The organism is Aliivibrio friggae (assembly GCF_057368515.1).
Genome location: NZ_CM170648.1, coordinates 1,044,720 through 1,070,942, shown reverse-complemented (window position 1 = coordinate 1,070,942; position 26,223 = coordinate 1,044,720). Strand labels below are relative to the sequence as shown.

Genomic DNA, 26,223 nt, shown 5'->3' with positions numbered 1-26,223 from the left:
GTTCGCTCATCATGCTACTAAATAAAAATATACAGCAGCAAAATGAAACATAACAAAAACATAATAGAGATTAGTTGGTAACATAAAGGAATTCAATGCTATTTACTTGCCATTTGACGACATTGATTATTTAGCTGTCATCCGATTAAAGTATTAACTTTACGATATTGAGACGGAGATACCCCATAGATCCGCTTAAATGCACGAGAAAAATGCCCAGCATCAGAGTAGCCATATTTAGTCGCTATGCCAGTAATTGGCTTATTTGTTTCAACAAGCTCAGCGACTATTTGTTCAAAACACATTTCTTCAATTAGGGTTTTATAGATTGTGCCATCATTTTTTAACTTACGTTGAAGTGTTCTCACATTCATGCGTAAAATTTCAGAAGCCAGTTTAATTGGTAATTTCCCTACTGGTAGATATGGGAAAATAGCTATTTTAAATTGATCGGTAAAAGTCATATTCTGAAGATCAACATCTTGTTTTACATTGATCTTTTCTTTCTCATAAGCAGCTACCTTAGAGAATAAAATAGAGGCTGGAATTTCTAATGCCGTAACTGGTCTTTCTGTAAAAAACTGTGTTTTATTAAGCGTAGGAAGATTCAAAAAATCATGGTCATCCTTACTGCGAATCCCGATCCGTGTTGGACTCCACTCACTTTTAGTTAAAGATCTTAATAATTCAGACATGAATATCACTGAAAACATTTCAGCGTACTTAAACCAAGGTTCATCAACCCCTGATTTCTCACGAACTAGCCACCAAGAACCGACGCTTTCTTGCACATAAACTTTTGCGCCTGTTGATTCTTTTGATAATAAATCTGAAAATCCATCTAAAGTCGATTTCAAATCATCTCTATAGTTCAAGCGTTTAAGAAATGATGGAATATACTTATCCTTACACAATCGCCAAAATAAAACGCCAAGCCGATCATTTCCTACATTACGACTAAGCACTTCCATTAAATTCTTAAGGCATGACTCTGGTAGATAAGTATATTCTCGCTCATCCTCCATAATATCGATTGGGATCATGGATTCTCTAAGCAATAAATAACTCTTACTGTCTAATTCTTGAATTATGGATGAAAAAAATCTAACGCTTTCTTTTGTCACTAGCTGAAGCGGATCACTGCTATCATTCATAACTGACTTCCTTTCTCTGAATCAACAAGTACTCTTGGAGTAAGCCTGCCAAATCAATCTCAAAATCTAATTCATTAATGTCTTTTATTTTACATAAAATAATCATCGACGTTCTCTATTAAAAATAATTACCATAATGGAAAAACAATATTAAAATTACCTTTCGCGCCATACCGAAATAAATCGCCTTAAATTAAGAGAGATAATAGTTGGCGTAAAATGATAAGTAAAAATGTACTCACCATCTTAAAGTTAACCGATACTTTAAGAGGTTATAAAATGAAAAAACACATCGCTATTATTGCAATATCATCCGCTTTTTTATCTTCAGCTCTATCCGCTCAAACATCAGGATTACAAGTCTTTGGACAAATAGAGCAAACGCAAATTGAAGATGTATCAACTCAACTGCCAAGCCGTATTGACTCAGGAGCAACGATCTCTTCTGTTCATGCAATCAATATCAAAACCCATTTTGAGAGTGAGAAAGAAATGGTTACATTTGACTTTCCCCTGCCTAATGGAGAGATAATCAAAATGAAAAAGAAGGTAGTACGAGTAGCAAAAATCCGTCAGGCTAGCAGTAATACTATCAAGACTCGTCCGGTTGTTAATCTAAATGTAGTAATCCAAGGCGAACCTATCTTTGCTGAATTTACATTAAAAGACAGAAGTCACATGACATACCCAGTTCTTATTGGGCGAAATATTCTAGAAAATAGAGCTATTGTTGATGTCTCTATTAATCAACCGTTGTAATCTTAATTACTATCGATGACTTGAGATGAAAGCGAACTAGAATCGATAGGCGTATCCCAGTTGGGGCCCTTTTTCTACTAGGTCGATTTCTATATTCACACCTTCTGCTTTCATCTCATTGGCAATATTCAGATAACGGTAGCCAAACCATAGGTTGTGAGCTTCTGTAAACTGATAAATTCCCATAATATTAAAGCCATGATTAACGTCGTTATCGCCTATAACATTAAAATCAGCACTTACTGATATACCCCAGCGATCATCAAAATATTTGTTGTATTTAATACCAACAAGCCAATCAAATAGATGCTCTTTCGCCAACAAAGCCGACCCATTTACATTAATAAAACCATCATTTGATAATGCATTAATATCCAGTTCAACTTGACTGTATGTATGGCGAACACCAGTGAGTATTTCTAGATTAGGATAGACTTCATACCCAAAAAATAAATCATTAACCGACAAATGCATTCTTGTTGTTATATCGTGCCCAGGAGAGATAACGGTACCCGTTATAGGACCATCTAAACCTTCTGTTTGCACCGAGTCTTTCATATATAGGTAATTTGCACGAGCACCAACTAACCACTTCCCTTTTCTAGCATAAAAATCCCCCATTAAACCAAAAGCGAGTCCGTCCCATATATTTTCAAATGGAACATCAACACGAACAATATCCTCACCAGAAGATACACTGCCTTCGATACTAGGTGCCCACATCATTGGGAAAACAAGCAGGAAGTCCCACTCCTCCTGCTCTTTTGCAAAAACTGATGTACTAAAAATCACAAAAAGAAACAATCCATATTTCATACATAATTCCATTAATTACAACCACATAAATAATATAGAGCATTTATTTTGTTTAATGAATCAATTATCACTATATTTAGACTTGAGTCTGTAATTTAATATATATTTTTACCATTTCGCGCCAATAGATTTTAGTGCACTTTTAATATGATAAATAATTAGGCACTATAATAAGCAGAAAACGAATGACATGAATTAACAAATAATTAGGAATATAATATGAGTTCAACAACTAAAGAATATGGTTTTAACACTCCTCAACGTTTATTTGTCGGCTATACACTAGCAGTTCTTGTTGATTTAACAGTATTGAATTTTTTTGATGAATATTGGGATTTTGTAAACATTGAATCATTTACCATATCATTCGCTGCTGCGATTTTATTGCAGTTATTATTAAAGTTATCGATCAATGCAGAACACCGAATTGCAGATTATTTTAAATCTAAACCAGGAACAGCACCAAAAATATATCGTGGGTTAAGTAGCTATACGATTTTGGTTGGTAGTAAATTTATTATGCTAGAAGCCATTAATATTTTATTTGGTGACAAAGTATCATTTGATGGGCCATTAAACGGTGTCGTCGCTTTCTTTGCAGTGGTATTTACTATCCTAATTGCAGAAGTCACTGTATCAAAAATTTACTTTGCTCTAAGTGAGAAAGAAAAATAATTAAGACCTTTATAAAATAAGAATGCTTCATAAATAAAAATGGCGACCACATAGGTCGCCATTTTTTATCAAATCGTTTATTCAATTACTTATTTGCGTTTAATTGCTCTGCAAAATCTAACATGCGATTCAATGGGATAAGTGATTTTACGCGGATCTCTTCATCAACAAAGATTTCATGGTCTGCACCACCTTCATTAAGCGCCTTCTCTATCGCTACAAGACCGTTCATCGCCATCCACGGACAGTGAGCACAGCTACGGCACGTTGCACCAGCACCGGCTGTTGGAGCCTCTAACAGTTCTTTTTCTGGAACCATTTGCTGCATTTTAAAGAAGATACCTTTATCGGTTGCTACAATCATTTTTTGTTGTGGCAGCTCTTTTGCCGATTTTATTAACTGGCTTGTAGAACCAACAGCGTCTGCTAATTCAACCACGCTTGCTGGAGACTCAGGGTGAACCAATACGGCTGCATCAGGATGAAGTGCTTTTGCATCTTTTAATGCTTTTGCTGAAAACTCATCATGGACAATACATTCACCTTGCCATAGCAGCATGTCCGCGCCAGTTTTATTTGCAATGTATGAACCTAAATGACGATCTGGTCCCCAGATGATTTTCTTATCTTCATCATCAAGATGTTCAACAATTTCAAGAGCAATACTTGAGGTTACTACCCAATCAGCACGTGCTTTTACTGCTGCTGATGTATTGGCATAAACAACAACGGTGTGATCAGGGTGAGCATCACAGAACTCAGTAAACTTGTCAGCAGGGCAACCAAGATCAAGTGAACATTCCGCATCTAATGTTGGCATTAAGATGGTTTTTTCAGGCGTTAAAATCTTTGCTGATTCACCCATAAAACGAACACCGGCAATAACTAATGTCTTCGCGTCATGACGATTACCAAATTTAGCCATTTCAAGTGAATCACCAACAAAACCGCCCGTCTCTTCAGCTAATGCTTGGATTTCTGGATCCGTATAGTAATGAGCAATCAATACCGCATTTTTATCTTTCAGGAGCTGCTTGATTTTTGCGATGTACTGCGTTTTTTCATCGGCAGATAGCTTGATAGGTTTTGGTGGAAAAGGATATACAGTATCGACGTGATCTAAAATATGGCCCATTGCTCAGCTCATTAATTCTTCAAATAATCTCGGCATTATACCCCTTATGATATAGGCGGCAAGTTTGAGGCAATAAAAAAGGAGCTAATTAGCTCCTTTTTTCTATTAGACTATAACGATTTTAGCTGCTTATCTGCTGTTTTAGCTGTCGTACTATCTGGGTATTCTGTTAATACTTTCTGATAGTATTTTTCTGCTGCTGCTTTGTTATTGTTACGTTTAGCAAGCTCGCCTAACTTTAATAATGCATCTGCACGTTTATTTGAATCAGAATAACTAACGACTTTAGCAAAACTTTTTGCCGCTTCGATATCATTCTTTTGTGCGAAGTAAAGTTGACCTAACCAGTAATGGGCATTTGAGCTATATACCGAATCAGGATAAGCAACGACAAACTCTTGGAATGCCTTTGTTGCTCCAGCGTAGTCTTTTTTCTTTAAAATAAGATCTACCGCATTTTGGTAAGCTTCATTTTCGTTAGTATCAGCCGCATAAGAACCTGAAGCACCAGTGTCACCCGCGCCTTCTGTTGGTGTAACGACTGGAACTGGCTTTGCTGTTCTCAGTGTATCGATTTCAATGTACAGCTGGCGCTGACGCTCTAGCATTTGATCAAGCTCGTAGCTATTACGTTCAACCATACCGCGCATTTCTGACAATTCTTCCGATAAGCCATCAAGTTGTTGTTGTAACTGCAGTTGAATTTGATTACGGCTTTTAATTAAGCGTTCTAGGCGCTCAATGCTTGTAGAAGATGCTGGAGCAGAAGAGGTGGCTGTTGCATTTAAATCAGTGACTGGAGCAGGAGCGGCGACCACAAGGGTCGCCGCACTCGCCAGCAACGTAAGCGGAATAATTCGCTTAAGGTTACTGTATTTCATATAAGTCTGCCTTATAAACTGTCGATTAGTATACTAATACAGCGCGACGGTTTTTAGCATAATCTTCAGCAGTTTGACCTAGTACTAGTGGCTTCTCTTCACCGTAGCTTACGATAGAGATTTGGTCAGCAGAAACACCTAGAGCTTGTAGGTATTTAGAAACTGCTTTAGCACGACGCTCGCCTAGTGCGATGTTGTACTCAGGAGTACCACGCTCATCCGCGTGACCTTCAACCGTTACTTTGATTGCTGGATCCGCGCTTAAGAAAGCAGCGTGTGCAGCAAGCATGTCTTGGTACTCAGAAGAGATAGTTGAGTTATCAAATGCGAAGTAAACTGTTTGAACTTTACGAAGCTCTTGCTCAGCTTGAGCACGAACTTCAGCTTCAGTCATTACTTCATCAACTTCAACAGAAGTTACAACAGTAGTATCTGTTTGACCTTCAGCGCCAGTTGTTTGAGTTTCTACGCCGTTTGTTGATTCTTGGCCAGCAGTACTGTCAGTTGCGCTGTCGCTAGAACTACAAGCAGAAAGAGCAACCACAGGCAGTGCGATTAAAAGACTCTTAAGAAGTTTATTTAGTTGCATTATATTTTCCTTATTTTCCTAAATATTTAGTAGCTATAAAAATGGCGACCACGCTGGTGCCCTTACACGTCCGTTTGTCGCTGGTAAGCGAGCTTTAAAACGGCCATCTATAGAAACCATTGAAAGTACATTCTGTTTTCTATACATGGAACTGTAAATCACCATGCCGCCATTTGGCGCAATACTCGGTGACTCATCCAGTAGTGTCTTGGTTAAGACCTGGACGGCACCAGTTTCTAAATCTTGTTTCGCTAGATTGAATCCAGTCTCTGAGCGATTAACCATAACGATAAATTTACCGTCTGGAGTAATCTGCCCACCAAGATTTTGACTGCCTTGCCAGGTTAAACGTTTTGTTGAACCGTCTTGTAAATTTACTCTATAAATCTGAGGTTTACCACCCCGATCTGAAGTAAATATTAAAGACTTGTTATCAGGAGCCCAAAAAGGTTCCGTATTATTCGATCTTCCACGAGTAATTTGACGCATTTTCTTCGTCTGCAAATTGACGATATAAACATTCAAGCTACCCGTTTTTGATAATACTATCGCTAGTTCTTTACCATCATGTGAAAAACGAGGTGCTCCATTATGACGAGGATAAGAAGCGATTAATTCTCTCTTACCCGTATAGATATTCATAATAAAAACTTGTGATTTTCTATTTTCAAAACTTACATAAGCTAATTTTCTACCATCAGGAGACCATGCTGGTGACATGATTGGTTGTTTTGATTTCAGTACCAAACGTTCGTTATAACCATCATAATCAGCAATTCGTAACTGATATGGATACTGCACTTTATCGTTCACGACAACATAAGCGATACGAGTTAAAAAAGCACCTCTTTCACCCGTCAGCTTTTCATAAACAACATCAGAAATACGGTGTGCATATTTACGTAACTGTTTTTTAGATAAAGTAGCAACTTTGTTTACTAAAACATGGTCTTGAGTTGATACTAACTTACCTTCGCTATTTAACGCTTTAGAGTTTCCTTTAGTTAATTGGCCTCGAACAACGTCAATTAACTTATAAGTTACTTCATACTTGCCTTGAGCATTTAGCTTTACTTCACCAGTAACAATCGCATCTACACCCATTTTAGTCCAAGCTTCGTAATTAATATCCGAATCTTTATACGGTGTTTGTGGCATTTTATTGGTAGCTAAAGGGCTAAATTTACCACTGCGCTGTAAATCAGACGAAATGATAGCTGAAATATCTTGCGGTAACTTGCCTTCACCATGCCATTTGAAAGGCACAATACCTATTGGTCTTGCTGAATCAACACCTTCAGTAATGACAAGTTCTAATTCTGCTCTTGCTACCTGAGTAAATCCTAAACAGGCGATAAAAAGAGTTAACATCCATCGTTTAAGCACTTGCTCTTCCTTATTCTGGTTGAACGGTAAGGTTTATATTTGTAAGTTTAGCTGCAATATCAGCATCTTTTGGCATCGGGAATACATTTACTTTTGTTACAGCTGTTTTTGCCGCTCGACAAACTTGTGCATCACCACTTAATGTTGTTACAGAAAGCAGTAATCCTGATGAGGTTAACTTCATTTTCACTCGACAACTTTTACCAACAAAACTTTCATCAATTAATAAATTTTGTTGGATCATTTGCTTATACACGGCACCAAATCGTTGAACTTCATCATCGATATGCTGCTGTTTTGCCGAGCCATTTTGAACTGTTTCATCTTCTAAACCAGCAAAAATGTCATTCAATGCGGCTTCTTTTTGCTTACGGTCGGCTTCAGCTTTAGCTGCTCTAGCCTTTTCTTTACGTGCTTTTTCAGCGGCAACTTTAGCTTTCGCCACACGATCAGCTTCAGCCTTGGCCTTTCTTTCAGCTTCAGCTTCAGCTTCAGCTTTCGCCGCTTTTTCTTTCGCTAATTTTTCTTTTGCCAAACGCTCTGATTCGGCCTTTGCAGCTTTCTCTTTCTCTACACGTTTTTTCTCTGCAGAGGCTTTCGCTGCTTTCTCTTGATCTGCTTTAACCTTTGCAACTCTTGCTGCTTCAACTTTAGCTGCCGTCTCAACGTTACGCTTTCTCTCAGCTTCGGCTGCAACCGCTCGTTCTTTTTCTCTTTTTGCATCAGCTACGGCCTTTTTACGAGCCTCTTCTGCTTGGCGAGCCGCTTTTTTCTCTTTAACTTGCTGAGCTTTAAGATCACGAATACGCTCTTCTTCAGCTTTACGGTTCTTTTCTAATTGATCCGCCTGCTGTTTCAATCTTTTTAAACGCTCATTTTCAACGCGTTCTGCTCTTTCTCTGTCTTGACGAATTTGAGACGCTTGTTTTGCAATGGTGTTTTGATCTATCACTACCGCTTGAATTGTATTAGTTTTTGGTTTTTCATCCATAGCGAAGCCGCTGCTGAAAATAAGTACTACGACAAGCAGTAAATGCAATCCAACAGAAATACCAATAGCAAAGGTGTAATTATTATCCGACTTCATCGTCTATGATTCACTTCTATTCCTTAAGATCAGTAAGTAACCCGACTTTACTCACTCCTGCTCGACTTAATTCGTCAAGAACGAGCACTATCTCTGAATATGGCGTACTTGCATCACCACCAACCGCAACGGGTGAGTTAGGTTTAATACTTAATTCAGCTTTAACGTTAGTGATCATTTCCTGCATCGACATTGGTCGTCGAACATCTTTATTATCAACGCTTAATCCTAAATTACCGTCTTTATCGATCTCTACAATAATAAACGTTGCATTTGGATCTTCCCCTGCCATCGCTTGTGCTGATTTGGTATTTGTCATTTCTGGCAATTCAACATCAACTCCTTGAGTGACAAACGGAGCGGTTACCATGAAGATAATCAATAACACCAACATCACATCAATATAAGGAACAACGTTGATCTCTGCGGTTAATTTTCTTTTTTTAGGTTGGTAGCCAGACATTACTTCTCCTGACTTGCCATTGCTTGACGATGTAAGATACTCGAGAATTCATCCATAAATGCAGCGTAATTATGCTCTAACTTACCCACTTTTACGCTAAGGCGGTTATAAGCAATAACCGCTGGGATTGCAGCAAATAAGCCCATCGCTGTTGCAACTAATGCTTCGGCAATACCAGGAGCAACCATAGAAAGAGTGGCTTGCTTTACTGAACCTAAAGCAATAAATGAGTGCATGATGCCCCAAACGGTACCAAACAGACCAATGTAAGGTGTGATTGAACCGACGGTTGCTAAAAATGGTAGATTTGTTTCTAGGTGATCGACTTCGCGAGAAACGGTTACACGCATAGCTCGAGATGTTCCGTCCATCACAGCGTCTGATGAGTTACTAACTCGAGACAGACGTGCAAATTCATTAAAACCAGAGTAAAAGATTTTCTCTGTACCACTAATTCGGTCTTTACGAACCTTTACTTCATTAAATAATTGAGACAGATCCATACCTGACCAAAATTTATTTTCAAAACGTTCAGAATCAGTGCGTGCTACTGATAAGACTTTTGAGCGTTTAAAAATCATCGCCCATGACATTACAGACAAGCTTAATAGGATAAGCATCACGACCTTAACTAATAAACTAGCTTGCAAAAATAGATCGAGAATTGATAGTTCACCTGTCACAAGATATCTCCGATAATATAAATAGTGGTATCGCTGTTGGCTTCATCTTAGCGTTATCAATACAGGCTACCTTAACTGTAGCTTTGCACAATACCTTACCTTCAGAATTAACCAATAACTGACAAAAGGTTAATGACACCTTTTTGATTTCTGTTATTAATGTTTCTACAATAAGTTGCTCATCTAAACGAGCACCTTGCATAAAATCAATATTTACGTTTTTAACTACAAATCCAACTGATTTTTCTAACAGCACGTGTTGAGAGACACCGTGATGACGTAATAGTTCTGTTCGAGCACGTTCAAAAAACTTCAGATAATTTGAATGATAAACAACGCCACCTGCATCAGTATCTTCATAATAAATGGTAATAGGCCATTTAAATGCGCTTTTATCCATGGCGTTTTCTCTTTTTATTGAAAAATCAGACGTTAACTATAACTTAAAATTGAATTTGGTCACCATATGAAATCTATTTTTATGGACAAAATCGTCAAAAAAAAAGCGGTTTGTTACTAAAAAAGTAACAAACCGCTAAGTATGATGTCCCAATATACAAATCTTATTGCATGTTACGCCCTATATAAAATAGAGATAACTAAAGTAGCTTAAGATTATTATTGAAAAATACGGACTAAATAACAATTTCCAAATCCATTTTTGCGGAACAAACCCAACCGCAAAAATGAACGCCGTACATACCGAATAAATCAAACTAGGTGCTAATAACCCACCAAAGCCACCAATTTGTTCAGAATATACTGTTGGCTCCCACATAAGCATTGCCATGTGAAAGATAGCCGCCCCAACTAACAATAATCGTACGATAATATGATTAATTGGGCGTTGAACATTATCTATTTTGTCAGCGAGATTACTCACTGTCTTTGTCCATCATTTCTGAATGCTCTAGCCAAAGAGCATTAATGATTGCAAATGAACATGCTAGTAGCACGCCTAGGATCCATGCAAAATACCACATTGTTATGCTCCTTAATAAAGCGAATTTTTGTTTTCTTCAACAAACTTAGTGTCGATACGGCCAAACATTTTGTAATAAGTCCATGCAGTGTAAGCAAGAATAGTCGGAACCATTACTACTGCAACTACTGTCATAATATTCAATGTTAGCTCACTTGATGTTGAATCCCACATAGTCAAACTATGATCTGGGTTTAAGCTTGATGGCATTACAAATGGGAACAGTGCAAAGCCAGATGTTAAAATAACACCTGCATTGGTTAGGCTTGATGCAATGAACGCAACCCATGCTTTTTTCAGCTTCGTCGCAATCATAGCAATTACAGGCATAACAACCGCAAGAGCTGGTGCAATCCATAGTAGTGGGTATTCTTTAAAGTTTAAGAATAAAGCGCCTACTTGACGGATAACATCTTTATTTAATGGGTCAGATGGTGCGTTATGATCCATTACACTTGTAATCACAAAGCCTTCAATACTTTGAGCCCAAAATCCTGCAACCGTAAACAGTACGATAATCAGCGCTGAACAAATCATTGAAACTTTGCTTGCTCGTGCATGAATTTGATCAGTTGTTTTCATTTGTAACCAAGTAGCACCCTGCAATACAAACATTGCTGAGCTCACCAAACCACAAATTAATGCAAACGGATTTAGTAAGTCAAAGAATCCACCATGATATTTAAGCATCATTAGGTTATTCAATTCAAATGGAACCCCTTGAAGGAGGTTACCAAATGCAACACCAAAAATAATTGGTGGAACAAAGCTACCAATGAAGATCGCAGCATCCCATGCAGAACGCCAGCGCTTATCTTCAATTTTAGAACGGTAATCGAAACCTACTGGACGAAACCATAATGCAGCTAACGTCAGCATCATCGCTAAATAGAAGCCAGAGAATGATGCTGCGTATACTAAAGGCCATGCAGCAAACAGTGCACCACCAGCAGTTACTAACCAAACCTGGTTACCTTCCCAGTGAGGAGCGATGGAATTAATCATCACTCGACGTTCTGTATCTGTTTTACCGATGATAGGTACTAATGCACCTACACCCATATCAAAGCCATCTGTTACAGCGAAACCAATCAGTAATACACCGATCAATGCCCACCAAACAAATCGCAATACTTCGTAATCAAACATTACTCAAATCTCCGTTGTTATGCTTCTACTTGGCGAGATAATTTCGCTTCTGAATCTTGACCATCTTGCTCAAAGTGATAACGGCCAGTTTTCAAGCTGCTAGGACCTTTACGTGCGAATTTCACCATTAGGTAAACTTCAGCAATCAAGAATATCGTGTACAGACCGATGATCATTGCCATCGAGATTAAAATCTCAGATACCGTCAATGCAGACGCTGCAACATTTACTGGTAATATTTCACCAACAGCCCATGGTTGACGGCCATATTCTGCGACAAACCAACCGGCTTCAATTGCGATCCATGGTAGTGGCATACCAAATAAGGCCGCTTTAAGTAACCATGATTTTTGACCAATCTTTTGACGACACGTCTGAACAAAGGCAAAACCGAAGATAAGTAGCATTGCTACACCACAAGCAACCATGATACGGAACGAAAAGAATAGCGGCCAAACTGTTGGGATTGAATCATCCGCAGCGGCTTTAATTTGCTCTTCTGTTGCATCTACAACTTTGTCAGTATAACGCTTAAGCAATAAGCCATAACCTAAGTCATGTTTAACATCATCAAACGCAGCGATGTTTTCAGGTGTTTTATCACCATTACGTAATTTTTCTAGCAATTCATAAGCAACCATACCATTACGGATACGTACTTCGTGCTGTTCTTTTAAATCACGTAGACCTGTTACTTGCTTATCCAATGAACGCGTAGCAATAATACCCATTACATATGGGATCTTAATTGCGTAATCCGTTTCCATTGATTCTTGATTTGGTAAACCAAACACGGTAAATGCAGCAGGTGCTTCTTCTGTATGCCATTCAGCTTCAATTGCTGCTAGCTTAACTTGTTGAACTTCACCTAGCTCATAGCCAGATTCATCACCAAGTACCATTACAGATAGAATTGATGCCATACCAAATGAGGCAGCAATAGCAAATGAGCGGCGAGCAAACGCAACATCACGACCTTTTAATAGGTAGTAAGAACTGATACCAAGCACGAACATTGCACCACAAGTGTAGCCTGATGCTACTGTATGTACGAACTTAACTTGAGCTACTGGGTTTAATACCACATCAGCAAAGCTCACCATTTCCATACGCATGGTTTCAAAGTTAAATTCTGCACCAACTGGGTTTTGCATCCAGCCATTTGCTACTAGAATCCAAAGTGCTGAGAAGTTTGAACCTAACGCCACTAACCAAGTTACAGTAAGGTGCTGACGTTTTGATAAACGATCCCAACCAAAGAAGAATAAACCAACAAAAGTAGATTCTAAGAAGAAGGCCATTAGTGCTTCGATGGCAAGAGGAGCCCCGAAAATATCACCAACATAGTGAGAATAGTAAGACCAGTTTGTACCAAACTGGAACTCCATCGTTAGACCTGTAGCTACGCCTAATGCGAAGTTAATACCAAACAATTTACCCCAGAACTTTGTCATGTCCTTGTAAATTTGCTTGTCTGTCATTACATATAAAGACTCCATGATAGCCAGTAAGAAGGCCATACCTAAAGTCAGGGGAACGAATAGGAAGTGATACATCGCTGTCATTGCAAACTGCAATCGCGATAACTCCACTACATCAAAGATCATGAGAACTCCTTTGTGTCAGGCTGAATGACACAGTGCTTCCACACTTTTGGGTGAGCGTAATACTTTATGCATTGGTTTTAATATTTATAACCGTATTAATAACCATAAAGTGTTACATACTTGTATAAAAAACGTTAGCTTAATGTTAAGCTTAACCTAATATAGAACACGCTAATATTAATAGTAAAAGCAGTTTCTTTCAAAAGGTTTGTCCATTTTTTGTAAGTTAATTACAATAAAAATTGTATAAACGACCACTTTTCACACTTTACACATTTTTGATACAAAAAAACGGATGATTTTGATCATCCGCTTTCAATTTATTGATACAGTTATTAATAGAATATTACAAAATATGAATATCTAGTAGCAGTCTATTTATCAGGCCTATCAATTCCAAAGTGGAGATAAGCTCGATCTGAGACAATACGCCCTCTGGGAGTCCGTTGAAGGTAACCTTGTTGAATTAAATAGGGTTCAATGACATCTTCAATCGTATCCCTTTCTTCACCAATCGCTGCTGCAACATTATCAAGACCAACAGGCCCACCATCAAATTTTTCCATGATCGCTAATAAAAGCTTTCTATCCATGTAATCAAAACCACGGACATCAACATCAAGCATGTTCAACGCTTTGTCTGCAATCTCAGAAGATATATGACTATCGCTCATTACATCCGCATAATCTCGTACTCGACGTAATAATCGGTTAGCAATTCGCGGAGTGCCACGAGCACGACGAGCAACTTCAAGCGCGCCTTCTGATTCCATTGATAAATTCAGGCAATCTGCACTACGTTGAACAATATATTGAAGATCATCGACTTTGTAATACTCTAATCGTTGCACAATACCAAAACGATCACGCAATGGAGACGTTAGTGAGCCCGCCCTCGTCGTTGCACCGATAAGAGTAAAAGGGGGCAAATCGATTTTAATCGAACGAGCTGCAGGACCTTCACCAATCATAATATCTAACTGATAATCTTCCATTGCTGGGTACAGTATTTCTTCAACAACTGGGCTTAATCGATGGATCTCATCAATAAATAAAATGTCGTTTTCTTCTAAGTTTGTTAGAAGTGCAGCTAGGTCCCCTGCTTTTTCAAGAACAGGTCCCGACGTTGTACGAATATTGACTTCCATTTCATTAGCCACAATATTCGCGAGTGTTGTCTTACCTAAACCAGGAGGACCAAAAATTAATAGATGATCGAGGGGTTCATTACGCATTTGTGCTGCTTTAATGAAAATCTCCATCTGGCTGCGGACATGGTCTTGACCTCGATAGTCTTCTAATTTCTTAGGTCGTATCGCTCGATCAATGACTTCTTCTTCACGAAAAACAGGGTTATCAGCAGCAATAAGGCGATCAGCTTCAATCATAAAATGGCACTCAGCGATTCAATAAATAAATAGTAGTAAATAAAAAACAATTCATAGCGAGTAATGACGAAGATTAGATCATCGATTTCAATGATTCACGAATTAAAGCTTCGCTTGTCATATCCGGTTTAGCTACTTGAGAAACAATTTTAGACGCTTGTACTGGCTTATAACCAAGAGATATCAGTGCACTTACGGCTTCATCTTGTGCGCTTTGAGGAGAAGAAATCAAATCAGAGCCATCATCCATTGGCGCAGCATCAGTCGCAGGAGTAAATAAATCACCAGCGCCCCATCCTTTAAGACGGTCTTTCATTTCAACCACTAAACGCTCTGCTGTTTTCTTTCCTACACCAGGTAATTTTACTAATGTAGAAATATCTTCGCGCTCTACGCTTTGTACAAATTGAGATGCTGTCATTCCAGATAAAATAGCAAGGCCAAGTTTAGGACCCACACCATTTGCTTTAATGACTTCTCTAAATAATGCACGCTCTTTTTTAGTATTAAAGCCATATAGCAGTTGAGCATCTTCACGAACTACATAGTGGATGTATACAATCGCTTCAGTGCCAATTTCTGGCAACTCATAAAAACAACTCATTGGCATTTGGACTTCATAGCCAATACCACTCACTTCTATTAATAATTCTGGTGGTTGTTTTTCTAATAGATTTCCACGAAGGCGTCCGATCACAATAGATACTCTTTAAAATAAATTAACTATATCGAATAGTAATAAAGAACTGGATAGATATCCAGTAAAAGAAATGAGAATTTGGCAGTGTCTAGCGATATCTCCCACGTCGGGCACTCGTTGCTTTGCCTGCCAAGGCTATTAAGGTTTTATTGGTATTGGCATGACAAATCGCAACCCCTAGCCCATCGGCGGCATCGGCTTGTGGTTTTGCTGGAAGTTTCAACATACTCATCACCATATGTTGAACTTGTGCTTTATCTGCCCCACCCGTTCCTGTTACTGCTTGCTTAATTAAACGTGCTGCATATTCATAAACAGGGAGATCCGCATTGACAGCAGCCACTATTGCACTGCCTCGTGCTTGTCCTAACTTTAATGCTGAATCTGCATTTTTAGACATAAAAACTTGTTCTATAGCGAATACATCAGGTTGAAACTGAGTAATAATTTCAGAAACACCTGCGTATATTTGTTTTAAACGACCAGGAAGTTCTTTTTCTGACATACGGATACAACCGCTACCTAAATATTGTAGGTGTCGGCCATTTTGACGAATAACGCCGTAACCGGTAATGCGAGAGCCGGGATCGATCCCTAAAATGATAGACATAGTAAAACCACTGATTATTTATACATGTATATTAGCGAGGTATCCTTCTAAACTCAAGGTATTAGTCATGTGCTACTTTCTCATTTTAGATATAGCAGATACAAAAATGCCCGCATAATGCGGGCATTTTTAAAAATAAAGAAAACTTAATTAAGCGTCTTTTTTCTCAGCAAGTTTTACTGCAATCGATAGCTCAGTAAGAGACTCAGGATTTGCAAGACTTGGTGCGTTCGTTAATAGACACGCTGCTGCTGTTGTTTTCGGGAATGCGATAACATCACGAATGTTTTCAGTTCCACAAAGAAGCATAGCTAAACGGTCAAGACCGAATGCAAGACCTGCGTGTGGCGGCGTACCGTATTTAAGCGCTTCAAGTAAGAAACCGAATTTCTCTTGTTGCTCTTTTTCTTCAATACCTAAAATACTGAATACTGCCGTTTGCATTTCAGCATTGTGGATACGAACTGAACCACCACCAACTTCATAGCCATTGATAACCATGTCGTATGCATCAGAGTTTGCTGCTGCTGGATTTGCTTTAAGCTCTTCCGCTGTCATACCTAATGGAGAAGTGAATGGGTGGTGCATTGCGTGCAAGTTACCTTCGCCATCTTCTTCAAACATTGGGAAATCAATAACCCAAAGTGGAGCCCACGCTTTCTTATCTGTAAGCTCAAGATCATCACCTAGTTTAATACGTAAAGCGCCCATTGCTTCTGCAACGATACCAGCTTTATCGGCACCAAATAGAATGATGTCGCCAGTTTCAGCTTCAGTACGCTCTAAAATGCTGTTTACGATATCTTCGCTTAGGAACTTAGCAACAGGAGATTGAACACCTTCAAATCCTGCAGCACGATCGTTCACTTTCATCCAAGCTAGACCTTTCGCGCCGTAGATACCTACGAACTTGCCGTATTCATCAATTTGCTTACGAGAAAGCGATGCGCCACCAGGAACGCGAATAACCGCTACACGGCCTTTTTCATCGTTAGCAGGACCAGCGAATACTTGGAATTCAACTTCTTTAAGAAGATCAGCAACGTCAACTAATTCTAGTGGGTTACGTAGATCTGGCTTATCAGAACCAAAACGACGGATCGCTTCAGAGAATGGCATGATTGGGAATTGACCAAGTTCAACATCTAATAGCTCTTTCCACATATCATGAACTAGACGCTCTGTGATTTCACGAACTTGAGTCGATGATAAGAAAGACGTTTCGATATCGATTTGAGTGAATTCAGGTTGACGGTCAGCACGTAAATCTTCATCACGGAAACATTTAACGATTTGGTAGTAACGGTCAAAACCAGACATCATCAGAAGTTGCTTAAACAGCTGTGGTGATTGTGGAAGTGCGTAGAAACTGCCTTTATGAACACGGCTTGGTACTAGGTAATCACGAGCACCTTCTGGTGTTGCTTTAGTTAGTACTGGTGTTTCAATATCTAAGAACAAGTTCTCATCTAAGAAACGACGAACGAAGCTAGATGCGCGAGCACGTAACTTGATGCGGTCACTCATTTCTGGACGACGTAGATCAATGTAACGGTACTTCAGGCGTTGTTCTTCTGAGTTTGTTTGGTTGAAATCCAGTGGAAGCGCTTCTGAGCGGTTGATGATCTCAAGACCTGTCGCGTAAAGTTCAACTTCACCTGTAGCCATATCTTTATTTACTTGGCTGTCAGGACGAACACGTACTTCACCAGTAAATTTGATACAGAATTCATTGCGCAGTTGGTTAGCGATTGAAAAGATATCTTTCATATCTGGATCAACAACTACCTGAACGATACCTTCACGATCTCGCATATCAATAAAGATAAGACCGCCTAAGTCACGGCGACGGTTTACCCAGCCGCAAAGTTCTACAGTTTGCCCTGCAAGGGACTTGTTCAGGTTACCACAGTAATGGGTGCGCATGATGATTTTCCCAATCTAATATACATATCAATAGTAAATGCAGTAAAAAGAGTTACTGCACTTTTCATAAACCGATTTACGCTTGCTAAAATGACGAATAAAACAGCTACCTTGCTGAATTAATAAGCTAAACGCAAAAATATAGCGACATTATAAAGGAAAATCCCTTTAACGACATAGCAAGGAGAAAAAAAAGTTCACTTTCAATTTTCATAGCCCTAAAGACATTAAGATAAGAATTAACTACAATAGCGACCTAATGTGCAGGAGAGCACAAGAAAATGCCATTCTAGGTAAGTAGTACACCAATATTTACCTAGAATTGTATGATGTCGTATGGATATAAAAACTGCCTTTGTGAGAACCCCATGGCTAACCCAGACACAATATTTTCAGCACCGATTGATAAAATTGGTGATTTTACGTTTGATGAACGTGTTGCTGAAGTCTTTCCAGATATGATCCAACGTTCAATCCCAGGCTACAGTAATATTATTTCCGCAATTGGAATGCTGGCTGAACGTTATGCTAAACCTCATTCAACGGTTTATGATTTAGGCTGTTCATTAGGCGCTGCAACACTTTCTATGCGTCGTCATATTGATCAAGAAGGCTGCCAAATCATAGGTGTCGATAATTCATCAGCAATGGTTGAGCGATGCCGTCTACTTATCAATGCTTATCGCTCTGATACACCAGTCTCCATTATTGAAGCGGATATCCGAGATGTCGATATTCAAGATGCCTCGGTAGTAGTGCTTAACTTTACTTTACAGTTTTTAGTTCCTGCCGATCGTCGAGCTTTACTTGAAAAGATTTACGCCGGTTTACGTCCTGGCGGTATTCTTATTTTATCTGAGAAATATATCTTTGAAGATGAAAGCGCGAACGAGTTACTTATCGACCTGCACCATGATTTCAAACGTGCAAATGGCTACAGTGAGCTAGAGATCAGCCAAAAGCGCAGTGCTATCGAACATGTGATGCTACCTGACACTATTGAAACTCATAAACAGCGCTTTAATGAAATTGGCTTTAAAAGTGCTGAAGTATGGTTCCAGTGCTTCAATTTCGGCTCTATGTTTGCCATTAAATAATCGAAATATCGCCATTTATTTTTTCTAATTTATTAATTTAAGATACCTCAATGATTAATTTTGCTAATTTTTACACTCTTATTTCTCAAGATACTATTCTTCAGCCGTGGTTGAATGTGCTTCCTCAGCAACTCACTGATTGGCAGAACGCAGAGCATGGTGATATTGAGCGCTGGACGAAAGCGCTAAAAAAAATCCCTGAAGGATGCGCTGATAACATTGACTTAAAAACATCGGTGACGTTATCAAATAATGAGCCTTTAGTGGATGGACAGCGTAAAAAATTAGAAAACTTATTACAAACCTTTCATCCTTGGCGTAAAGGGCCTTTTACGGTTCATGATATTCATATTGATACAGAGTGGCGCTCAGATTGGAAATGGGATCGTCTACTGCCTCACATTACTCCACTTAAAAACCGCTCAGTTTTAGATGTAGGTTGCGGTAATGGCTACCACATGTGGCGTATGCTAGGCGAAGAAGCTCGTTTATGTGTTGGTATTGACCCATCACATTTATTCTTAATTCAATTTGAAGCTATTCGTAAATTAATGGGCGATGATCAACGCGCACATTTATTACCATTAGGTATTGAGCAGCTTCCTGAGTTAAATGCGTTTGATACCGTATTTAGCATGGGGGTTCTTTATCACCGTCGTTCTCCATTAGATCACCTAATTCAATTAAAAAACCAATTAGTTGCTGGTGGTGAATTAGTATTAGAAACACTGGTTATTGATGGTGATGAAAACGCAGTATTAATGCCTGTTGACCGTTATGCTCAAATGCGTAATGTTTTCTTCTTCCCATCTGCACGAGCATTAAAAGTATGGCTTGAAAGTGTGGGATTTGTAGACGTTAAAATTGTTGATGAATGCGTGACTACAATCGGTGAACAACGTTCAACAGAATGGATGAAACACAATTCATTGCCTGAATATTTAGACCCTAATGACTCAACAAAAACAATTGAAGGCCACCCTGCTCCTAAGCGTGCGATCTTAATTGCAAGAAAACCTGACTAAACGCTAACATTTAGGGGCTATTCGTCCCTATTTATTATCGTTACTATGCACATGTTAATTTAACTCAACGGAACATAAAATGATCCAACGAATTCTACCATTGGTTGCTATTTTAAGCCTTTCAGGTTGCGCACTGACTCAACAAGCAACACCAGTCGCTTCAGATAATACGGAAACAGTTGCAGCCATTAAGTCTATGGAAACTAATCTAAATACTCGTTTAGATGGTATGGAAACAAAAATTGAGACTCAAAATGACTATATTTCAACATTAGAAAAAGAATTGTCAAATGTATCAGAAGAGCTATCAATGGTTCGGACTGAACAAAACAAAATTCAAGCAAGTATAAAGCAAGCTACCTCTAAAAAAACTCGCCTAGCACCGGTCCCTGTTTCTATGCAAACTCAATCATTGACAGACACCTTAATTTTAGGTGCGATTGAAAATGTTGAGATTGCTGATATTAAGCAGCAATTTAGTGCTCGCATTGATACGGGAGCAACAACCTCTTCTCTCAATGCCGTCGACCTTCAAGAATTTGAGCGAAATGGTACTCAATGGGTACGCTTCCATCTAATCAATCAAGACGCACAAGAAGATGGCAAATTGGAGTGGATTACCGCCCCTGTTATTCGTAATGTGAAGATACGCCAATCAACCACAGAAGAAGCAGAACGCCGTCCAGTAGTTGAATTATGGATCAAACTTGGAGCAATCCATGAAAAAGTTCAATTTACCCTTGCCGATCGCTCTCACATGACCCATTCTGTTTTACTTGGTCGTGAGTTTATTCAAGATATTGCTGTTATTGACGTCAGTAAAGAGTTCGTCCAAAGCAAAAAATAGCTCCGACCTCAAATAAGCGGTAATTTATTCAATATGTTAGTAGCATAAATTATCGCTTGAATTACAATTATAATTATCTTTTCGATACGCTATTACAATGAGGACGTTATGCCATCAAGAGTGCCTTTTTATTTTCTGATCTCACTATTAATTGTCGCAGGACTTACATTGAGCTGGTTACGCCATGACTCATATGGAGTGCCATGGACGCCGGGTGAGAGAAGCCAAGTTTGGGATGTAGAAGCCCGAATTCAATTTGATGCCGTCAATAAACCTGTAAAGGTATCTATGGCTGCACCACAAAACCAAACAGGTTTTACTATTGTCGATGAGAGTGCATCTTCTCCTGGCTACGGTATTGCTTATTTAACAACAGAGCACGGACGTCGCGCGGAATGGACTATCCGCCAAGCAGACGGACCACAAACTCTTTACTATAAAACTCAAATTTTAGTTGACCCATACGCTGAAGCGATAATTGAGCCGCCAAAATCTGATAAACCAGAGGCGGTAACATTTGAAGGACCACATGAAGCTGCTGCAATTTCATTATTAGATCAAGCAAGAGCTCGTTCTTCTGATGACATTACCTTAACTCGTGAGTTAATTAAGCAATTTAATGATCCTGATAATCAAAATGCATCATTGCTTCTTAATGACTTAACCAAAGTTCAAGCTATCTCTAAATTATTAAGTTATGAAGCAATTCATAATAAAGTTGTTGGTGCTCTTTGGTTAGAAGATGGTCGTCGTCGTCAATCTGTTCAGCATATGGTTGAAGTATGGAACGGTGAGAAATGGCAACTGTTTAATCCTGCAACAGGTGAGCAAGGTCAACCAGACAACTTGTTACTTTGGGATGAAACAAATGTCTCTCTATTAGATGTTGTTGGTGGTAAGAACAGCCAAATTAACTTCTCAATGATTGCACAAGAGATCTCTCCAACTGCTGCAACTGAGAAAAAAGTAGAAGCCGATAACCTACTAAACTTCTCTATCCATAGCTTGCCTCTTGAAGAGCAGTCGATGTTTAAAACCATCATGCTTATTCCAATTGGCGCACTAATGGTTGTGTTCTTACGAGTTATCATTGGTTTAAAAACCTCTGGTACTTTCATGCCAGTACTTATTGCGGTTGCTTTTGTGCAGACTCAACTAGTTACAGGTATTGTAGGTTTCTTACTGATTGTGGGTACAGGTTTAGTTATTCGTAGCTATCTATCCAAACTCAACTTACTTCTGGTAGCCAGGATATCCGCGGTAATCATTACCGTAATCATGATCATTTCGATCTTCACGATTGTTGCCTTTAAGATTGGTCTAACTGCAGGGTTAAGTATTACTTTCTTCCCTATGATCATCCTTTCTTGGACGGTAGAACGTATGTCTATCCTATGGGAAGAAGAAGGTTGGAAAGAAGTCGCAACTCAAGGTGGTGGTTCATTGCTAACTGCAGTATTAATCTACATCGCAATGACAAACCCATTTGTACAGCACTTAACGTTTAACTTTATTGGTGTTCAATTAATTATCTTAGCGGTAATTCTAATGCTAGGTAATTACACGGGTTACCGTTTAAGTGAGCTTCGTCGCTTTAAGCCTTTAGCGGAGGACTAGCCTATGTTTAGTCGATTTACGTCTCCTGCAAAACTAAAAGCGAAAGGGATCATGGGAATGAACCAGCGTAACGGTGGCTATATTGGCCGTTACAATGATCGAAGCAAGTACCCATTGGTTGATGATAAATTAAAAACAAAGATCATTGCTGAAAAAGCTGGGGCAACTGTGCCTAAGCTTATCGGCGTGATTGATAGCCAAGCTGAAGTAAAAAACATTCACAACATCGTTAAAGACTGGCCTGGTTTTGTTATCAAGCCAGCCCAAGGCAGTGGCGGTAAAGGTATTTTAGTTGTTACTTCTCATAAAGATGGCGTGTATTACAAGCCATCTGGAGCAGAAGCAAACAAACAAGACGTTGAACGCCATATTACCAATACATTAGCGGGTCTTTTCTCCCTTGGTGGAAAAAATGACGTTGCAATGATTGAGAACTTAATCGAGTTTGATGATGTGTTTGACGGCTTCAGTTATGAAGGCGTGCCTGATGTACGTATTATTGTATTTAAGGGCTACCCTGTAATGGCAATGATGCGTTTATCAACTACGGATTCAGATGGTAAGGCTAACTTACACCAAGGTGCTGTTGGGGTTGGTATTGATATTGGTACAGGAAAAGCAGTACGTGCAGTACAGTTTGACTTACCTGTTGAGAAACACCCTGATACAGGCAAATTATTAAGTACCTTAGAAGTTCCACATTGGCATAAACTGTTAACCCTTGCATCAAGTGCTTGGGAAATGACAGGCTTAGGTTACATGGGAACGGACATGGTTCTAGATAAGAAATATGGCCCTATGGTTCTTGAGCTTAATGCTCGTCCTGGTTTAGCGATTCAAATTGCTAACGGTACTGGTTTATTGCCTCGCTTAAAGCATATAGAAAGCTTAGAGGAGACGGTTCCATACCCTACTCCTGAAGCACGTGTTGCTTATGCAATGGAGCAATTTGGTATTTATAATAAATAACAAATTGTCACTAGCTTAATCTAAATAAAAAAAGGGAAGAAAGCATATGCTCTCTTCCCTTTTTATTTATCTTCTATCAATAATTCCGAAGCGAAATACCAACAGAAATACCTAAATCAAATAATTACTTTTCCCAGCGTTGCGCCGCTGATTTATCCGTATCTCTTGATTCAACCCAACGAACTTCTTTGGTTGTTCGCTCTTTTTTCCAGAACGGTGCATTGGTTTTTAGGTAATCCATTATGAACTCACAAGAGTCAAACGCCGCACCACGATGCGCACTTGATACACCAACAAACACAATTTGATCGCCAAGCTCTAAATCACCGACTCGATGAATCACTTTCACTTTAAGCAGTGGCCAACGCGATTTTGCTTGAGCAACGATATTATTCAGAGACTTTTCCGTCATTCCTGGGTAATGTTCTAGAGAAAGCCCTGTAACATCATCACCAAGATTCATATCTCGAACTTTACCAATAAAAGTAACAACTGCTCCTGCTGCTGTTCCTTCTGCTAATAATTGATATTCATCGCCAACATTAAAATCATGCTCTTGAACAGAAATCATATTAACCACCTGTCACTGGCGGAAAAAATGCGACTTCATCACCATCAGAAACCGCTGAATCTAAGCTAGAAATCGTTTGGTTAATAGCAACCAGTAATTTGCCTTTCTCTAGGGCTAAATCCCACTTACCTTCTTTTTTACTTAACTCTTCACGAATCGCTTCAGCAGTTGCGTAATCGCCAGTAAGTTCCAGTTTTCCAGTGCCTACTAACTCTTTAGTTTGAGCGAAAAATAATACTGTGATCATGCGTCTGCCTTAAAGTGTCCAGATTTACCGCCCGTTTTTTCTAATAAACGAACTTGACCAATAACCATGTCTTTTTGAACGGCTTTACACATGTCATAAATAGTTAATGCAGCAACAGACGCAGCAGTTAATGCTTCCATTTCCACACCCGTTTTACCCGCTAGTTTACATACAGATTCGATACGAACCATATTTTCAGCTTCAATCGCTTCTAATTGTACTTCAACTTTAGTTAGCAATAATGGGTGGCATAGTGGAATAAGATCCCACGTTTTTTTTGCCGCTTGAATACCGGCAATACGTGCGGTCGCAAACACATCACCTTTATGGTGAGAACCAGACACAATTAGGTTCAAGGTTTCTGGAGCCATGTGAACAAATGCTTCTGCACGCGCTTCACGAACCGTTTCTTGTTTAGCTGATACATCAACCATGTTCGCCTCACCAGAGGCATTAATATGAGTAAAATTTGACATAATTCTTCTTTATTATCCGCCAATAGAGGCTAAATGTGGGGTCATACCTGCATGGCCATCATGTAGAAAGTGGCCTTCAGCTTTATTATCTAACTGAGTTTGAATGCGCTGAATTAATTCATCTTGCTGTGTGTCTTCTTGCAACAGTTCTCGTAAATCAACCCCATAATCACCAAACAAGCACATATGCAATTTGCCTTTTGCTGATACACGAAGTCGATTACAGCTCTGACAGAAATCTTTTTCATACGGCATGATTAAACCAATCTCGCCCATATAATCGGGATGAGTAAATACTTGAGCTGGGCCATCACTTTCACCGCGTGGTTTTAATATCCAGCTATTAGCAATTAAGTGATTACGAATAGACACACCAGACTGATGATGATTTTTAAACAGATCATTCATTTCACCCGTTTGCATTAATTCAATAAAACGTAATTGAATTGGACGAGTTTGAATCCATTTTAAAAATAGAGGTAATTCGGTGCTATTGAGATCTTTTAGTAGAACGGTATTAACTTTTACCTGCTTAAACCCCACTTCAATTGCTTTATCAATACCAGCCATAACTTCGGCGAATTTATTTTCACCTGTGATCTGATAAAACATATTAGGGTTTAAACTATCAACACTCACATTAATATCCGTAAGACCCGCTTCTCGCCATTCAGCGACATGCTTCTCCATACGATAACCATTCGTCGTCGTCGCGACTTTAGTAATGCCAGGTTGAGAGGCTACAGTGCGGATGATCTCAGTAAAATCTTTACGCAGACTTGGTTCACCACCCGTAATACGTACTTTTGACGTACCACAACGCGCAAACGCACTAACTGTACGTTTGATTTCATCAAGCTCTAGGAAGGACTCTCGTTTACCATTTTCAGGTCTATAACCATCAGGTAAGCAATAAGTACATTTAAAATTACAGACGTCTGTAATCGACAACCGTAAGTAATAAAACTTACGATTAAAGTTATCTTCAAATTGTTTCGCCACGGAACACCTTTCCAAACACGGGAGGCTTGTTCATTTCCAAACAAACCCTTGTGACCGAATTGTCACTGGCTCACGCTACATATTGAGTGTTTCTTAAAAACAACTTAGTCGCTTGAGCTCGGAGTTATGGCAACCAAACCTAATCCACTATTTTTTATCAACAGCTAATGATCAAATTGGTGCTCTTATTAAAATACTCAATATTTCTATGGTTTTCCAATTTTTTTCCTAATTAGTCGATATTTCTCCATTTTGTTTGCTAGATGTTATTTTTATGCTGTTATTCAACCTACAAACTGTGATTAATTCAACATTTCACTAATCACTACTTGTTGTCACTTTCCAGATCAACCACACTGCTATTAATTCAAATACACAATAA

29 protein-coding genes and 1 riboswitch are annotated in these 26,223 nt (G+C 39.0%); of the genes, 7 read left to right on the top strand and 22 right to left on the bottom strand.

The annotated features are described in order from the left end of the window. Positions 1-137: 137 nt before the first annotated feature. Positions 138-1,154, bottom strand: coding sequence for a helix-turn-helix domain-containing protein (locus AC2INI_RS05025; RefSeq protein WP_130086690.1), 1,017 nt, complete (start codon positions 1,152-1,154; stop codon positions 138-140). 279 nt (positions 1,155-1,433) lie between these two features. On the opposite strand from AC2INI_RS05025, the gene AC2INI_RS05020 reads away from it, so the two are divergent. Then, the gene (locus tag AC2INI_RS05020; protein ID WP_486305467.1) at positions 1,434-1,913 is read left to right on the top strand and encodes an ATP-dependent zinc protease family protein; all 480 of its coding nucleotides are present in this window, start codon (positions 1,434-1,436) and stop codon (positions 1,911-1,913) included. 36 nt (positions 1,914-1,949) lie between these two features. Here AC2INI_RS05020 and AC2INI_RS05015 read toward each other — a convergent pair whose 3' ends face one another. Next, positions 1,950-2,729, bottom strand: a complete 780-nt coding sequence (locus AC2INI_RS05015) for a hypothetical protein (RefSeq protein WP_486305466.1) — start codon at positions 2,727-2,729, stop codon at positions 1,950-1,952. A 219-nt stretch (positions 2,730-2,948) separates the two neighbouring features. Here AC2INI_RS05015 and AC2INI_RS05010 point away from each other — a divergent pair, with 219 nt between their 5' ends. Continuing rightward, positions 2,949-3,404, top strand: coding sequence for a hypothetical protein (locus AC2INI_RS05010; protein WP_122035410.1), 456 nt, complete (start codon positions 2,949-2,951; stop codon positions 3,402-3,404). Positions 3,405-3,489: 85 nt separating this feature from the next. Here the strand turns inward: AC2INI_RS05010 and nadA are convergent, their stop codons facing one another. From nadA to aspS, 16 genes are all read right to left on the bottom strand, one after another. Further along, positions 3,490-4,539 carry a quinolinate synthase NadA gene (gene nadA / locus AC2INI_RS05005; protein WP_122035412.1) on the bottom strand — a complete coding sequence of 350 codons (1,050 nt, stop codon included), beginning with the start codon at positions 4,537-4,539 and terminating at the stop codon, positions 3,490-3,492. Positions 4,540-4,649: 110 nt separating this feature from the next. After that, on the bottom strand, positions 4,650-5,420 hold the full coding sequence (ybgF, locus tag AC2INI_RS05000) for a tol-pal system protein YbgF (protein ID WP_122035414.1): 771 nt from the start codon (positions 5,418-5,420) through the stop codon (positions 4,650-4,652). A 25-nt stretch (positions 5,421-5,445) separates the two neighbouring features. Beyond that, the gene (gene pal / locus AC2INI_RS04995) at positions 5,446-6,009 is read right to left on the bottom strand and encodes a peptidoglycan-associated lipoprotein Pal (protein WP_122035416.1); all 564 of its coding nucleotides are present in this window, start codon (positions 6,007-6,009) and stop codon (positions 5,446-5,448) included. A gap of 33 nt (positions 6,010-6,042) precedes the next feature. Next, complete coding sequence (gene tolB, locus AC2INI_RS04990; RefSeq protein WP_486305465.1) at positions 6,043-7,395, bottom strand: Tol-Pal system beta propeller repeat protein TolB; 1,353 nt, start codon at positions 7,393-7,395, stop codon at positions 6,043-6,045. Positions 7,396-7,405: 10 nt separating this feature from the next. Next, the gene (gene tolA / locus AC2INI_RS04985) at positions 7,406-8,482 is read right to left on the bottom strand and encodes a cell envelope integrity protein TolA (protein ID WP_486305464.1); all 1,077 of its coding nucleotides are present in this window, start codon (positions 8,480-8,482) and stop codon (positions 7,406-7,408) included. Positions 8,483-8,498: 16 nt separating this feature from the next. After that, the gene (gene tolR / locus AC2INI_RS04980; protein WP_122035423.1) at positions 8,499-8,945 is read right to left on the bottom strand and encodes a protein TolR; all 447 of its coding nucleotides are present in this window, start codon (positions 8,943-8,945) and stop codon (positions 8,499-8,501) included. Beyond that, complete coding sequence (gene tolQ, locus AC2INI_RS04975) at positions 8,945-9,628, bottom strand: protein TolQ (protein WP_122035425.1); 684 nt, start codon at positions 9,626-9,628, stop codon at positions 8,945-8,947. The genes tolR and tolQ overlap by 1 nt, the downstream gene beginning before the upstream one ends. Next, the gene (ybgC, locus tag AC2INI_RS04970) at positions 9,618-10,028 is read right to left on the bottom strand and encodes a tol-pal system-associated acyl-CoA thioesterase (RefSeq protein ID WP_122035427.1); all 411 of its coding nucleotides are present in this window, start codon (positions 10,026-10,028) and stop codon (positions 9,618-9,620) included. The genes tolQ and ybgC overlap by 11 nt, the downstream gene beginning before the upstream one ends. A 180-nt stretch (positions 10,029-10,208) precedes the next feature. Beyond that, complete coding sequence (locus AC2INI_RS04965) at positions 10,209-10,511, bottom strand: cyd operon YbgE family protein (RefSeq protein WP_122035430.1); 303 nt, start codon at positions 10,509-10,511, stop codon at positions 10,209-10,211. Beyond that, on the bottom strand, positions 10,504-10,611 hold the full coding sequence (cydX, locus tag AC2INI_RS04960; protein ID WP_012550467.1) for a cytochrome bd-I oxidase subunit CydX: 108 nt from the start codon (positions 10,609-10,611) through the stop codon (positions 10,504-10,506). Before cydX ends, AC2INI_RS04965 begins: the two co-directional genes overlap by 8 nt. A gap of 11 nt (positions 10,612-10,622) precedes the next feature. Continuing rightward, positions 10,623-11,759: a cytochrome d ubiquinol oxidase subunit II gene (cydB, locus tag AC2INI_RS04955; protein ID WP_122035432.1), complete on the bottom strand. Its 1,137-nt coding sequence runs from the start codon at positions 11,757-11,759 to the stop codon at positions 10,623-10,625. Between the two features lie 17 nt (positions 11,760-11,776). Beyond that, the gene (cydA, locus tag AC2INI_RS04950) at positions 11,777-13,363 is read right to left on the bottom strand and encodes a cytochrome ubiquinol oxidase subunit I (protein WP_162922557.1); all 1,587 of its coding nucleotides are present in this window, start codon (positions 13,361-13,363) and stop codon (positions 11,777-11,779) included. Positions 13,364-13,740: 377 nt separating this feature from the next. Then, a complete protein-coding gene (gene ruvB, locus AC2INI_RS04945) occupies positions 13,741-14,754 on the bottom strand; it encodes a Holliday junction branch migration DNA helicase RuvB (RefSeq protein ID WP_122035437.1) in 1,014 nt (337 codons plus the stop codon). A 73-nt stretch (positions 14,755-14,827) separates the two neighbouring features. Beyond that, the gene (ruvA, locus tag AC2INI_RS04940) at positions 14,828-15,451 is read right to left on the bottom strand and encodes a Holliday junction branch migration protein RuvA (RefSeq protein ID WP_045101698.1); all 624 of its coding nucleotides are present in this window, start codon (positions 15,449-15,451) and stop codon (positions 14,828-14,830) included. Between the two features lie 91 nt (positions 15,452-15,542). Then, positions 15,543-16,064 carry a crossover junction endodeoxyribonuclease RuvC gene (ruvC, locus tag AC2INI_RS04935; RefSeq protein ID WP_045101697.1) on the bottom strand — a complete coding sequence of 174 codons (522 nt, stop codon included), beginning with the start codon at positions 16,062-16,064 and terminating at the stop codon, positions 15,543-15,545. Positions 16,065-16,214: 150 nt separating this feature from the next. Then, the gene (gene aspS, locus AC2INI_RS04930) at positions 16,215-17,990 is read right to left on the bottom strand and encodes an aspartate--tRNA ligase (protein WP_045101696.1); all 1,776 of its coding nucleotides are present in this window, start codon (positions 17,988-17,990) and stop codon (positions 16,215-16,217) included. A 368-nt stretch (positions 17,991-18,358) separates the two neighbouring features. Between aspS and cmoA the strand changes: the two genes are divergently transcribed. The 5 genes from cmoA (at position 18,359) to AC2INI_RS04905 (ending at position 23,545) form a co-directional block, all read left to right on the top strand. Further along, positions 18,359-19,087, top strand: coding sequence for a carboxy-S-adenosyl-L-methionine synthase CmoA (gene cmoA / locus AC2INI_RS04925; protein WP_122035439.1), 729 nt, complete (start codon positions 18,359-18,361; stop codon positions 19,085-19,087). A 50-nt stretch (positions 19,088-19,137) separates the two neighbouring features. Next, positions 19,138-20,112, top strand: a complete 975-nt coding sequence (cmoB, locus tag AC2INI_RS04920) for a tRNA 5-methoxyuridine(34)/uridine 5-oxyacetic acid(34) synthase CmoB (protein WP_122035441.1) — start codon at positions 19,138-19,140, stop codon at positions 20,110-20,112. A 79-nt stretch (positions 20,113-20,191) separates the two neighbouring features. After that, positions 20,192-20,959 carry an ATP-dependent zinc protease family protein gene (locus AC2INI_RS04915; RefSeq protein ID WP_486305463.1) on the top strand — a complete coding sequence of 256 codons (768 nt, stop codon included), beginning with the start codon at positions 20,192-20,194 and terminating at the stop codon, positions 20,957-20,959. A 108-nt stretch (positions 20,960-21,067) separates the two neighbouring features. Continuing rightward, positions 21,068-22,576, top strand: a complete 1,509-nt coding sequence (locus AC2INI_RS04910) for an inactive transglutaminase family protein (RefSeq protein WP_122035445.1) — start codon at positions 21,068-21,070, stop codon at positions 22,574-22,576. A gap of 3 nt (positions 22,577-22,579) precedes the next feature. Further along, positions 22,580-23,545 (top strand): alpha-L-glutamate ligase-like protein, encoded by a 966-nt coding sequence (locus AC2INI_RS04905; RefSeq protein WP_122035447.1) that lies wholly within the window; start codon positions 22,580-22,582, stop codon positions 23,543-23,545. 124 nt (positions 23,546-23,669) lie between these two features. Here the strand turns inward: AC2INI_RS04905 and moaE are convergent, their stop codons facing one another. The 4 genes from moaE to moaA all read right to left on the bottom strand — a co-directional run bounded on the left by moaE (position 23,670) and on the right by moaA (position 25,841). Beyond that, positions 23,670-24,116 carry a molybdopterin synthase catalytic subunit MoaE gene (moaE, locus tag AC2INI_RS04900; protein ID WP_486305462.1) on the bottom strand — a complete coding sequence of 149 codons (447 nt, stop codon included), beginning with the start codon at positions 24,114-24,116 and terminating at the stop codon, positions 23,670-23,672. 1 nt (position 24,117) lies between these two features. Continuing rightward, positions 24,118-24,363, bottom strand: coding sequence for a molybdopterin synthase sulfur carrier subunit (moaD, locus tag AC2INI_RS04895; protein WP_065591555.1), 246 nt, complete (start codon positions 24,361-24,363; stop codon positions 24,118-24,120). Next, a complete protein-coding gene (gene moaC / locus AC2INI_RS04890; RefSeq protein ID WP_045101688.1) occupies positions 24,360-24,839 on the bottom strand; it encodes a cyclic pyranopterin monophosphate synthase MoaC in 480 nt (159 codons plus the stop codon). The genes moaD and moaC overlap by 4 nt, the downstream gene beginning before the upstream one ends. Before the next feature lie 12 nt (positions 24,840-24,851). Further along, on the bottom strand, positions 24,852-25,841 hold the full coding sequence (moaA, locus tag AC2INI_RS04885; protein ID WP_045101687.1) for a GTP 3',8-cyclase MoaA: 990 nt from the start codon (positions 25,839-25,841) through the stop codon (positions 24,852-24,854). Beyond that, positions 25,830-25,977: riboswitch (molybdenum cofactor riboswitch) on the bottom strand. Its footprint overlaps the gene before it by 12 nt. Positions 25,978-26,223: the final 246 nt, after the last annotated feature.

What these genes read in the sequence shown, in the direction of transcription:
- ybgC (WP_122035427.1), bottom strand. Translation starts at nt 10,028, where the DNA reads ATGGATAAAAGCGCATTTAAATGGCCTATTACCATTTATTATGAAGAT.
- ruvB (WP_122035437.1), bottom strand. Translation starts at nt 14,754, where the DNA reads ATGATTGAAGCTGATCGCCTTATTGCTGCTGATAACCCTGTTTTTCGT.
- AC2INI_RS04910 (WP_122035445.1), top strand. Translation starts at nt 21,068, where the DNA reads ATGCCATCAAGAGTGCCTTTTTATTTTCTGATCTCACTATTAATTGTC.
- cmoB (WP_122035441.1), top strand. Translation starts at nt 19,138, where the DNA reads ATGATTAATTTTGCTAATTTTTACACTCTTATTTCTCAAGATACTATT.
- moaC (WP_045101688.1), bottom strand. Translation starts at nt 24,839, where the DNA reads ATGTCAAATTTTACTCATATTAATGCCTCTGGTGAGGCGAACATGGTT.
- AC2INI_RS04905 (WP_122035447.1), top strand. Translation starts at nt 22,580, where the DNA reads ATGTTTAGTCGATTTACGTCTCCTGCAAAACTAAAAGCGAAAGGGATC.
- AC2INI_RS05010 (WP_122035410.1), top strand. Translation starts at nt 2,949, where the DNA reads ATGAGTTCAACAACTAAAGAATATGGTTTTAACACTCCTCAACGTTTA.
- AC2INI_RS05020 (WP_486305467.1), top strand. Translation starts at nt 1,434, where the DNA reads ATGAAAAAACACATCGCTATTATTGCAATATCATCCGCTTTTTTATCT.
- AC2INI_RS05015 (WP_486305466.1), bottom strand. Translation starts at nt 2,729, where the DNA reads ATGAAATATGGATTGTTTCTTTTTGTGATTTTTAGTACATCAGTTTTT.
- cydX (WP_012550467.1), bottom strand. Translation starts at nt 10,611, where the DNA reads ATGTGGTATTTTGCATGGATCCTAGGCGTGCTACTAGCATGTTCATTT.
- cmoA (WP_122035439.1), top strand. Translation starts at nt 18,359, where the DNA reads ATGGCTAACCCAGACACAATATTTTCAGCACCGATTGATAAAATTGGT.
- ybgF (WP_122035414.1), bottom strand. Translation starts at nt 5,420, where the DNA reads ATGAAATACAGTAACCTTAAGCGAATTATTCCGCTTACGTTGCTGGCG.
- pal (WP_122035416.1), bottom strand. Translation starts at nt 6,009, where the DNA reads ATGCAACTAAATAAACTTCTTAAGAGTCTTTTAATCGCACTGCCTGTG.
- AC2INI_RS05025 (WP_130086690.1), bottom strand. Translation starts at nt 1,154, where the DNA reads ATGAATGATAGCAGTGATCCGCTTCAGCTAGTGACAAAAGAAAGCGTT.
- moaE (WP_486305462.1), bottom strand. Translation starts at nt 24,116, where the DNA reads ATGATTTCTGTTCAAGAGCATGATTTTAATGTTGGCGATGAATATCAA.
- cydB (WP_122035432.1), bottom strand. Translation starts at nt 11,759, where the DNA reads ATGTTTGATTACGAAGTATTGCGATTTGTTTGGTGGGCATTGATCGGT.
- ruvC (WP_045101697.1), bottom strand. Translation starts at nt 16,064, where the DNA reads ATGTCTATCATTTTAGGGATCGATCCCGGCTCTCGCATTACCGGTTAC.
- aspS (WP_045101696.1), bottom strand. Translation starts at nt 17,990, where the DNA reads ATGCGCACCCATTACTGTGGTAACCTGAACAAGTCCCTTGCAGGGCAA.
- tolR (WP_122035423.1), bottom strand. Translation starts at nt 8,945, where the DNA reads ATGTCTGGCTACCAACCTAAAAAAAGAAAATTAACCGCAGAGATCAAC.
- AC2INI_RS04915 (WP_486305463.1), top strand. Translation starts at nt 20,192, where the DNA reads ATGATCCAACGAATTCTACCATTGGTTGCTATTTTAAGCCTTTCAGGT.
- nadA (WP_122035412.1), bottom strand. Translation starts at nt 4,539, where the DNA reads ATGGGCCATATTTTAGATCACGTCGATACTGTATATCCTTTTCCACCA.
- moaD (WP_065591555.1), bottom strand. Translation starts at nt 24,363, where the DNA reads ATGATCACAGTATTATTTTTCGCTCAAACTAAAGAGTTAGTAGGCACT.
- tolA (WP_486305464.1), bottom strand. Translation starts at nt 8,482, where the DNA reads ATGAAGTCGGATAATAATTACACCTTTGCTATTGGTATTTCTGTTGGA.